We start from the raw sequence: 7,667 nt of genomic DNA, 5'->3' as shown, positions 1-7,667 counted from the left end.
CGGTTATGAATCGCCAAATCAATATGAGAATAATTATTATTCAAAGCATTAGAATTTAAAATTTATCTATTTTAGGAGTCCTTTTTCTTGACATAGTACCATAATTTACTTGTGCGTCCGTCAAACCACTTAGTAATTCATCAAGCTCTTCTTCCTGCTCCAACTCATCCCACCAACGCGTATCATACGCACTATGACCTGCAGCCACCCACATTTCAACTCGCTCTTTCTCTTTCTTTGTGAGCTTATGCTTTTTTTTAAATTTCTTTAATTCATCCATACGGATTCTATATTTACTCTTCTTTTTCATACACCAAAAAAATAAGGGTACACATACGCATACCCTAATATCTACTATAAACTTTTCAACTCTTCTGTGATTGCATTGATTGCTTCATCAACCTTAGAAGCATCCTTACCACCGGCTTGAGCCATATCTGGCTTTCCACCACCATTACCAGAACAGATTTGAGCCGCTTTCTTAACCAATTGACCCGCATGTACACCAGCCTTAACAGCCTCTTTACCTGCACCAGATACAAAGACAACCTTTTCTCCATTTGTGTTAACGAAGAATACAACCATCTTGTCATCACTAGCCTTTAAGTTAGAAACAATATCCTTCAATGCACCTGCATCCATTCCAGAAACGGATTTAATCAATACATTTACTTTTCCAAAATCTTTAGCCTCAGTAGCCCACTCTTTAGACTTCAATGTAAAGATTTGGTTCTTCAAGTTATCGATTTCCTTTTGCATATCATGCATAGTCTTATAAGCAGCCTCAACCTTTGTATCAATATTCTTAATACCCTTTTGTTTAGCACTATCCGCAATATTTTCCAACATATTGTGTTCTTGTGCAAAATCCTCATAAGCCGCAAACTTAGTCTTAGCCGTAATACGACGAGAATCTGAACCAATACTTTCCTCACTAATGATCTTGCATAGACCAATCTGAGCCGTATTTTCTACGTGACATCCAGCACAGAATTCCTTAGATACATCACCCATTGTTACAACACGAACTGTATCTCCATACTTCTCATCAAATAATGCAGTGGCACCAGACTTCTTAGCCTCTTCAATAGGCATAACCTCTTTCGTTACTGGATAAGCTGCACTAATATATTCATTCACAATACGTTCTACTTCAGCCAATTGTTCAGCCGTAACCTTTTCATAGTGATTGAAGTCAAAACGCAAATATTCAGGACAATTATAAGAACCAGCCTGGTGAATATGATCACCCAATACCTTAACTAAAGCCGACTGCAACAAGTGTGTACAAGAGTGGTTCGCTGTAGTTGCCAAACGATCTTTGACATTGACTTCACCATGTAAAGACATACCCTTTTCTAATACACCACTATTGATTTTAACTGTATGAATATGCTGTTTATTACGAGTCTTTTGAACATCCAATACTTCAACCTCTACACCATCAGCCGTAAACATTCCCTTATCAGCAACCTGTCCACCACTTTCGGCATAGAAACAAGTTTCATCTAAAATGATCATACCTTCGTCTTCTAAAGAATCAACCATCTTACCCTCAGCATTAAATAACGCAATGATCTTACCATCACAAGATAAGTGATCATAACCAATAAATTCACTAGGCTCATTGAAGTTCATCAATTCTTCATTTTGAGACGCAAAAGAATCCTTTACATTACGCGCATTACGAGCACGCTCTTTTTGTTTGTTCATTTCTGCATCAAACTCATCACGACTTACACGGATTCCACTTTCCTCGGCAATTTCTTGTGTTAATTCAAATGGGAATCCATATGTATCATACAATTTGAAGACAACTTCACCACTAAGCTTACCATCCTTAGCCTTGCTGATTTCTTCGTCTAGTAAAGCCTGACCAACCTTTAAAGTCTTCTTGAAAGTTTCTTCTTCCACCTTAATCAACTTCTGGTTGAACGCAACATGCTCCTGCAAATAAGGATAGAAATCCTCCATTAAATCCGCAACAACAGGAACTAGTTTATATAAGAATGGTTCATCCAAACCTAATTTTAAACCATAACGAACTGCACGACGAAGTACACGACGAAGTACATATCCACGACCACTATTTGAGAAGTTAGCACCATCACTCAACGCAAAAGTCACTGTACGAACGTGGTCCGCAACAACACGGTAAGCCATCTTATATTCACCTTCATAAGGATGTTTTGCCATAGCTTCTGTTGCACGAATAATAGGCAAGAATAAATCCGTATCGAAGTTTGTTTCTCCATCCTGAACTAAGGCAACCAAACGCTCAAGACCCATACCTGTATCAATGTTCTTCTGAGGAAGTTCCTTATAATCTTTACGATCAATACTTGGATCACAATCATATTGAGAGAATACAACATTCCATACTTCTACATAACGATCATTTTCCATTTCATCAAAGAATAATTTTTCTCCCAATCCCTCAGGATCATATTTTTCTCCACGATCAAAGAAAATTTCACTGTCAGGTCCACCAGGTCCCTTACCAATTTCCCAAAAGTTATCATCAGTCTTTAAAATATGACTAGGATCTACACCACAAATTGTAGTCCATACTTCATAAGCACGCGCATCATCTGTATATACAGACACATACAATCTGTCCTTATCAATACCCATCCATTCTTCGCTTGTTAAAAATTCCCACGCAAACTGAATCGCCTCATCCTTGAAATAATCTCCAATTGAGAAGTTTCCTAACATTTCAAAGAATGTGTGGTGACGAGCCGTACGACCCACATTTTCAATATCATTTGTACGAATTGATTTCTGCGCATTCGCAATACGATTTGAAGCCGGTTTTTCACTACCATCAAAATATTTCTTCAAAGCCGCAACACCCGCATTGATCCATAATAATGTTGGGTCATTGTGCGGAATCAAACTTGCGCCCGGCTCAATCATATGCCCTTTAGATTTAAAATAATCCAAGAACATCTGACGAATCTGATTACCAGTTAATTGTTTCATCTTTTCTTTCCTCCAATAAAAAAACGCTCCTATTTCTAGGAACGTATAATTACGCGGTACCATCCTAGTTCATTTTTCAAAATCGAAAAATGCCCTCAATTCACTCGTTAACGCCGACTACGTTTCAACTCCAAAGTAGCTTCAAACTAAAAGACTCGAAGAGCTTTCACCAAACGCCCTCTCTCTATACACAAGAACTTTTAATTCTACTTATCTTCTTCACTGTCGAATCGATAAAATTTTAACACTCTTTCCATATTTCTGCAAGACGAATCACACCATCTAACATCAATTCTTTACTCATACTCGCAAAAGACAATCCAATACGCCCATTTGAAATACTAATTGCGACACCATTCGATTCACACAAATCTCTAAAACGAGATACATCCACATCTAAATTTAACCAATACGCCATATACGTCTCATCCAAAATATACGAACAACCCATATACGTATCAATCAATTTCTTTAAATACAAATGCTTCTCCTTATACTCACGAACAAGCTTTCTTAAATGCTTCTGCAAATACCCATCCACAATATACTGCGTAAAAGCCACCTGCTCAATTTTACTCGTCGTTGGACCAAAATAAGAAGCACTATACTTACGCATATACTCCTCATTTAAAATCATATACCCAATACGAAGACTCGGTAATAATAGTCTTGAAAACGAAGAAAAATAAATCACATTCTTACTTTTTGAACACAACGAAGTCTTGATTTTAGAAGCATACACAAGCTCCCCATTATAATCATCCTCAAGAATCAAAACATTCTCTAAAGAAACCAATTCTTCACGAACCCTTTCACTCATAGACTGCCTATCCGACGTAAAACAAGTCGTATTCACATAGACAACATCCACATGCAATCTTTGAATATCCCTCACAAAAGAAGTTGGATTTAAATATTCAACATGAAAACCATACGATAAAAATACCTGCTTAGCCTGATCATCCACTAATGTACTTAAACCAATCACCTTTGACTTATCCAACATCCCACAAAATATATACAACAAAGACTGATAGTTTGAACCAATCACCATCTGCTCAGGAAAACACAAAATATTCCGATTCTGATACACATACTTACATAGAGCCTGCCTTAATCCATACTCACCCTGCGCTAAACCATAACTTGACATCAAACGCTTATCATTCAAAACACCCTTCATATATCGTTTCCAAATCGTCGTTTCAAACGAATCAAAAGAAACCGACTGAATCCGAAAATCATAATCATACGATTTTTCTTTATGACTCGAAGAATAATCCAGGATTTCCTGATGCAGTAAGATACGCTCCGGATTCATACTCACCACATACCCCACTTTTTCTTGACTCGAAATAAATCCATCCAACACCAATTTATTATACGCATTTTCCACCGTAGTCTTAGACACATTCATCTTCTTTACACATTCACGAATCGAATCCACACGATCCCCATACTTTAAGATCCCAGAAAGTATCGACTCCTTATACAAATCATAAATTACTTGATATTTCTTCATGCAACTGTCCCCTAATTATTTTTTATAATTGTATATTTTTTTATATACAGAAACAAGTATAATAGTCACTAAGTTACAGAAAGAAGGAAAGATTATGAAAAACAAACAAACATACGAAATCGTACTAACCGGACTAGGTATGGCACTCGTATTTGTCGCAACCATGTTCATCAAAGTACCAAACGCATTAGACGGATACTTCAATCTAGGAGACGGATTTATCCTATTATTCGCAAGCTTTTTAAATCCATTTGAAAGCTTCTTGATTGGAGGCTTAGGAAGTGCACTAGCCGATGTAGCCGGAGGATACGGACACTACTTCTTCTTTACCCTAATCATCAAAGGACTAGAAGCTATCGTAGTATCCCTACTTATGAAAAACTACTCTAAACCCAAACAAATCTCAAGCTACGTATTAGGATCTGTCATCATGGTATTTGGATACTTCATTGCCAAATACATATTAAAAGGAAGCTGGATCGTAGCCGCAAGTGAAATTCCAGCCAACGTAGTCCAAGGAGCTGCAGGTATTGTGATCGCATTAGTTGCTTATCCAATGGTAAAGAAAATCGTACAAGATAAATTAAATTAAAAGAGAAATCAAAATCGATTTCTCTTTTTTATTTACAACGAACTGTTACTCTATTTTTCGCATCCAAAGTACACGTAAATAAAGTTAAAGGATAATCCGAAGAAGTCATATCCTCAGCACTATCCGGCGTTAAAGTTTCAATTAAAACAACACGATATTCAAACTGATTTCCAAGTGCATCCGTAAATACGACCTTACTACCCGGATCTAAACTATGAATTCTTCCAAAATGAAACCAAGAATTATGTGCCGCAATCACCATATTCCCTTTATATACACTGCCCGAATATCGACAAGGCGCCAATTTCATCAAATCATACGTAAACTCACTCGTAACCGGAAGCTTAATGTCCAAAGAAGGAATCTCAATCGTTCCAATACAAGATAAACCATCCAGTTCTACTTCCGGCATATCCATATCTGGATCAATCCATATATCTGGATCCAAATCATTCTTTAAATTATAGGCAACCAATATATCTTCTTCACTCTTTCTAGCCCGAAATGTATCATACACATTAAACAAAGTAAGTCCCAAGGCAAGTACAATACAGATACAGCCAATATATTTTAGAACTTGCTTACGCATATACATCCAAGTCCCACAAACAATAATACAGGTACAGGCCACCACAATTGACCCGTCAAAGGAAGATTTGATTCCGATTTCTTAGAATCCACAACCTTATTCAAACTATTCTTTAACACAATATGATTCCCTTCTCGATAAGAACTTACACTATATCCAGAAGGAACACTTGTCTCAACACAACTCCATCTCATATCACCCGACAAATCATTCCAAGCATATGTCCAATGATTTTCTTCACTTAATACCTGATGATCTACGACCTTGCCATCCCCAAGTAAATCTACACCAATAAAACTCGGACGATTCTTCTTGACATCATCCTTCCATACTTTTTGAACACGCAAAGAAGTCGTTTCAACTCTAGACTCATACTTTAATTCAACATCACAATCTTTATCCACATAAACAACAGAAACCGACATCGTATAATCCGCATGATCTAAAGCCTTCACTAAATAAACACCTTTAGTTAAATGAGAAAATAAAGCCTTACCATCTGAATCTGACTTAACTTCATCATCCCATTCAATATTGTCACGATCAATATAATCGCCAAGAATATTCCAATCCTGTGAAACCGAATAGGATTTAAAAGCACCTACCAAATTATAATCCGCATCCGCCACACGATATAAGCGAACATCTATATTTGAAGCTGGACAAGTCACTGTTAAACTCGAATAATCATTTGCGAAGACAGGAGTACATACAAGAACAAAAAGAAATATACACAATACACTACGAATTATTTTTTTCATGTCCTTTTAACCTCCATATCTTCGAAATAATAATACCAACCAATAATAATACAACACCAACACAAGAAGCCACCACTAAAGTATCCACCCTAGCTGCATCTGAAGTAATATTTGATTCATCATACAAACGATCCACCACACGATGACCACGAACCATCAAACGCTGCGTATTAATACCATACGGCGTACACGTAAGTAACGTACAAAGATCTTTACCTTTTTCAATCTCTAAAGGACCATAATCCTCAGGCTCTACAACCGAAATCTTATCCACCTCATACGCCAAAACCTTGCCATACACATGCAGATAAAATAAATCCCCCTTTTCAAGACGATCAATATCCGTAAACAAACGAGCACTCGGAAGCCCTCTATGACCAGAAATAACACAATGCGTACTACTACCACCAACAGGAAGTGAAGAACCCTCTAAATGACCAACACCCACCTGTAATACAGAATCATCCACACTATGATAAATAGCTAGCTTACAACGAATCTCAGGTATTGTGATATATCCCATCATACCCGTACCATCCGCATTTAATAGGCTTTTATATAAGCTAAGTTCTGAATCATCAGGCGTAAAACGACCACTGTTAGAAACCAACCCTGAATTATAGGAAATAGCTGAGTCTATCGCAGCCTGCCTATCCTGATCATCCATCTTAGCTAAAGTATCCGTATAATTAGCAACAACAGCCGTTTGATGTTTAGAATTCCAATAATTGCTCACCGTTGGATACAACAATAAGGAAAGGCCCGCAATAAAAACAAGTATCGCAATTATAGTTGAAATATGTTTTCTCATCTCACAACCCTCTCCCTATCATTAATCGAAAATATATTATTTATTCTTAACTCTTCTTTTTGTAGCTAATACAACACCAGAACCCAATACAAGTACAGCACCTACTAGATAGATCATTGTAGTACCAACACCACCTGTACTTGGTAGTACTGTTCCTGTTTTGTTCTCTACTTTGACTAACTTATCTACTCCTGTAATTAATTTGCCGTCTACTGTGATAGCACCATTAACATCTATCTCAACCTTAACAGATTTAGCTAACTTGTTATATCCATCAGGTTGTTTAATCTCTGTCAAATAATAAGTACCAGCACCTAAACCTTGGATTTTATGAGGGCCTGGTTTACCATTAGACAATACAGGAGAATCTGCTGGTTCTACGGCAACCACATGTACATCAGGGTTTT

General features: G+C 37.1%; 8 protein-coding genes and 1 other annotated feature. Of the genes, 1 reads left to right on the top strand and 7 read right to left on the bottom strand.

Annotated elements, in window-relative coordinates; genetic code table 11:
* Window positions 1–55: 55 nt before the first annotated feature.
* From ACZQCL_RS04575 to ACZQCL_RS04565, 3 genes are all read right to left on the bottom strand, one after another.
* Entirely contained in the window at window positions 56–310 is a 255-nt protein-coding gene (locus ACZQCL_RS04575; RefSeq protein WP_482481943.1) for a hypothetical protein, read from the bottom strand.
* A gap of 44 nt (window positions 311–354) precedes the next feature.
* A complete protein-coding gene (gene alaS, locus ACZQCL_RS04570) occupies window positions 355–2,985 on the bottom strand; it encodes an alanine--tRNA ligase (protein WP_482481942.1) in 2,631 nt (876 codons plus the stop codon).
* Window positions 2,986–3,019: 34 nt separating this feature from the next.
* Window positions 3,020–3,217, bottom strand: a binding site (T-box leader).
* Between the two features lie 9 nt (window positions 3,218–3,226).
* Window positions 3,227–4,507, bottom strand: a complete 1,281-nt coding sequence (locus ACZQCL_RS04565; protein ID WP_482481941.1) for an aminotransferase-like domain-containing protein — start codon at window positions 4,505–4,507, stop codon at window positions 3,227–3,229.
* A gap of 94 nt (window positions 4,508–4,601) precedes the next feature.
* Between ACZQCL_RS04565 and ACZQCL_RS04560 the strand changes: the two genes are divergently transcribed.
* Window positions 4,602–5,099, top strand: coding sequence for an ECF transporter S component (locus tag ACZQCL_RS04560; protein WP_295766569.1), 498 nt, complete (start codon window positions 4,602–4,604; stop codon window positions 5,097–5,099).
* Between the two features lie 28 nt (window positions 5,100–5,127).
* Here the strand turns inward: ACZQCL_RS04560 and ACZQCL_RS04555 are convergent, their stop codons facing one another.
* From ACZQCL_RS04555 to ACZQCL_RS04540, 4 genes are all read right to left on the bottom strand, one after another.
* Window positions 5,128–5,688 carry a sortase gene (locus ACZQCL_RS04555; RefSeq protein WP_482481940.1) on the bottom strand — a complete coding sequence of 187 codons (561 nt, stop codon included), beginning with the start codon at window positions 5,686–5,688 and terminating at the stop codon, window positions 5,128–5,130.
* Window positions 5,670–6,449, bottom strand: a complete 780-nt coding sequence (locus ACZQCL_RS04550; protein ID WP_482481939.1) for a Cna B-type domain-containing protein — start codon at window positions 6,447–6,449, stop codon at window positions 5,670–5,672. The genes ACZQCL_RS04555 and ACZQCL_RS04550 overlap by 19 nt, the downstream gene beginning before the upstream one ends.
* A complete protein-coding gene (locus ACZQCL_RS04545; protein WP_482481938.1) occupies window positions 6,430–7,260 on the bottom strand; it encodes a class C sortase in 831 nt (276 codons plus the stop codon). The genes ACZQCL_RS04550 and ACZQCL_RS04545 overlap by 20 nt, the downstream gene beginning before the upstream one ends.
* Before the next feature lie 36 nt (window positions 7,261–7,296).
* Window positions 7,297–7,667 (bottom strand): prealbumin-like fold domain-containing protein (locus ACZQCL_RS04540; RefSeq protein WP_482481937.1); only part of this gene is annotated, 371 nt, incomplete at its 5' end.

The sequence above is a fragment of the Holdemanella sp. genome, assembly GCF_056804935.1.
The sequence above is the reverse complement of the archived record's forward strand: the minus strand, read 5'-3'. Positions and strand labels throughout refer to the sequence as shown.